5 protein-coding genes are annotated in these 2,980 nt (G+C 64.5%); all 5 read left to right on the top strand.

Annotated elements, in window-relative coordinates:
* On the top strand, nt 1–246 hold a 246-nt coding region (locus ACE3PR_RS21775), incomplete at its 5' end, for a 30S ribosomal protein S2 (protein ID WP_374376541.1).
* An 88-nt stretch (nt 247–334) separates the two neighbouring features.
* A complete protein-coding gene (gene tsf, locus ACE3PR_RS21770; RefSeq protein ID WP_374376538.1) occupies nt 335–1,261 on the top strand; it encodes a translation elongation factor Ts in 927 nt (308 codons plus the stop codon).
* 69 nt (nt 1,262–1,330) lie between these two features.
* Nucleotides 1,331–2,056 carry a UMP kinase gene (gene pyrH, locus ACE3PR_RS21765; RefSeq protein WP_374376536.1) on the top strand — a complete coding sequence of 242 codons (726 nt, stop codon included), beginning with the start codon at nt 1,331–1,333 and terminating at the stop codon, nt 2,054–2,056.
* 2 nt (nt 2,057–2,058) lie between these two features.
* Entirely contained in the window at nt 2,059–2,613 is a 555-nt protein-coding gene (frr, locus tag ACE3PR_RS21760; protein WP_374376533.1) for a ribosome recycling factor, read from the top strand.
* A partial coding sequence (gene uppS / locus ACE3PR_RS21755) for a polyprenyl diphosphate synthase (protein ID WP_374376531.1) occupies nt 2,613–2,980 on the top strand: 368 nt, incomplete at its 3' end. The genes frr and uppS, both read left to right, overlap by 1 nt.

The raw sequence follows: 2,980 nt of genomic DNA, 5'->3' as shown, positions 1-2,980 counted from the left end.
CCGATCGTCGCGGTCCTCGACAGCAACTCCGATCCCGACGGGATCGATTTTCCGATCCCGGGCAACGATGACGCGATCCGCGCCGTCTCGCTGTTCTGCGAACTGCTTTCCGCCGCCGTGCTCGACGGTATCCGCGCCGAAATCGCGGCGTCGGGTGGCGACGTCGGCGAACTTATCGAGCCGCCGGCCGAGGAAGTGCCGGTGGCATCGGAAGCCGCCAGTGCCGAAGCCGCGCCAGCGGAGTAGGCCGGGCCTTCTTCGATGAGGATTCAAAGGGCCGGTCGGAAGACCGGCCCTTGTTGTACCAAACAGGCCGCACTTTACGGAGCATTACATGGCTGAGATCACCGCCTCCCTGGTCAAGGAACTGCGCGAGAAGACCGGCGCCGGCATGATGGACTGCAAGAAGGCCCTGGGTGAAACCCAGGGCGACCTCGAGAAAGCTGTCGATTGGCTGCGCACCAAGGGACTCTCGGCGGCTGCCAAGAAGGCCGGCCGGGTCGCGGCCGAGGGCCTCGTCGGCGTGATTGCCGGGGGCAACCGGGGTGCCGTGATCGAGGTCAACGCCGAAACCGACTTCGTGGGCCGCAACGACACTTTCCAGAAATTCGTAGCGGCAGCGGCCCGGGCCGCGCTGGAGACCGGCGGCGACATGACCAAGATCGCTGTGGCGCCGGTTCCCGGCACGGGCCGCGACATCCAGGGCGAGCTGACGCACCTGATCGCGACCATCGGCGAGAACATGTCTCTACGCCGCGCCGCCTCCCTGTCCGTTTCGGATGGCGTGGTAGCCGCCTACGTACACAATGCCGTGGCGCCGGACCTCGGCAAGATCGGCGTCCTGGTGGCGTTGGAGTCGACCGGCGACAAGACCAAGCTGGCGGCGCTCGCCAAGCAGCTGGCCATGCATGTGGCCGCGGCCAATCCGCAATCACTGACGGTTGCCGATCTCGACCAGGCGGCGATCGAGCGCGAGCGCGCGGTGCTGGCCGAGAAGGCCGGCCAGACCGGCAAGGCCGCGGACATCATTGCCAAGATGGTCGAGGGCGGGCTGCGCAAGTTCCACCAGGAAGTGGTGCTGCTGGAGCAGCTCTTCGTCATCGACGGCAAGAGCCGCGTCTCGAAGGTCGTGGAAGATGCCTCCAAGCAGGTCGGTGCTCCCGTCCGCCTGGCGGGCTTCCTGCGCTTCGCCCTGGGCGAGGGAATCGAGAAGAAGGCGGAGGACTTCGCGGCCGAGGTGGCTGCCCAGCTCAAGAAGTAGTATGAAATCGGTGCCGGTGCGTGGGCGTGACGCCCACGCCGCCCAAGAACACGTACTCTGAGGCATCCAATGCCGTCCGGTCCCCGCTATCGCCGCGTCCTTCTCAAGCTCTCGGGAGAGGGGCTGATGGGCAGTCGCGAATACGGGCTGGATCCCGAAATGGTCTCTATGGTTGCCCAGGAAGTGAAGGCCGTGCATGGCATGGGCGTGCAGGTTTGCCTGGTCATCGGCGGCGGCAACATCTTCCGCGGAGTTTCAGCAGCGGCCTCGGGCATGGATCGGGCGAGCGGCGACTACATGGGCATGCTGGCGACGGTCATCAATTCCCTGGCCATGCAAAGCGCACTGGAGCGTCAGGGTCTGCAGACCAGAGTCCAGTCGGCGATTCCGATGACGACTGTCTGCGAGCCCTACATCCGCCGGCGCGCCGCTCGGCATATGGAAAAGGGCCGGGTCGTGATCTTTGCCGCGGGCACGGGCAATCCCTTTTTCACCACCGACACCGCCGCGGCCTTGCGCGCCGCCGAAATGGGCGTGGATGCACTGCTGAAGGGTACGCAGGTCGATGGCGTATACTCGGCCGACCCGCGCAAGGACAAGAACGCCAAACGCTACGATACCCTGACCTATATGGACGTCCTGTCTCGCGACCTGCAGGTGATGGACGCCTCTGCAATATCGCTTGCGCGCGAAAACCACATCCCCATCATCGTTTTCGACATCCACAAGGCAGGGGCATTCGCCGAAACGATGCGTGGTCAAGGGACCTTCACCATCATCAAGGACGAGGGCTGAAGATGAGTGCCGACGTCAAGGAACTCGAAAAGCGCATGCAGGGCGCGATGGACGCCCTGAAGAAGGAGTTCGCCGGTCTCCGGACCGGTCGCGCCTCGGTCAATCTGCTCGACCCGGTGATGGTCGAGGCCTACGGCCAGCGCATGTCGCTGAACCAGGTGGGGACTGTCAGTGCCCCGGAACCGCGCCTGCTCACGGTCAGCGTCTGGGACAAGGGGTTGGTGATTTCCACCGCAAAGGCCATTCGCGAAGCCGGCCTTGGCCTCAATCCGGCACCCGATGGTCAGATGATCCGTATTCCCATCCCCGAGTTGACCAGCGAGCGGCGGGCCGAGCTCGCCAAGCTCGCGCACAAGTACGCGGAGCAGGGCAGGGTGGCGGTGCGCAACGTGCGGCGCGACGGCATGGAGGCGCTCAAGAAGGCCGAGAAGGATCACAAGATTTCCCAGGACGAGCATCGTCAGAAGTCGGACGAGGTGCAGAAACTTACCGACCGCTATGTCAAGTTGGTCGACGAGGCCCTCATCCATAAGGAAAAAGAGATCAAGACGGTTTGATGTCGACCGCATCCTTGCCCGCCAATCCCGACCCGTCGCCGGGTCCCACGCACGTCGCCATCATCATGGATGGCAACGGACGATGGGCGAAGGCGCGTGGCTTGCCGCGCGTGGCGGGGCATCGGCGGGGAGCGGATGCGGTGCGGCGTGTGGTGCGTGGCGCGGGAGAACTTGGCATCCCGGTTCTCACCCTGTTTGCGTTTTCGACCGAGAACTGGACGCGGCCGGCCGACGAGGTCAGCGACCTGATGGGATTGCTGCGGCACTATCTGCGCAGCGAAGTGCAGGAGCTTCGGAAGAACGGCGTCCGGCTTCGGGTGATCGGCAATCGTGACGGGCTGGCGCAAGATATCGTGAGAGATATTGC

The organism is Dongia sp., assembly GCF_041909655.1.
Classification (GTDB): domain Bacteria; phylum Pseudomonadota; class Alphaproteobacteria; order Dongiales; family Dongiaceae; genus Dongia.
This window is presented reverse-complemented; position numbering and strand designations above follow the sequence as displayed.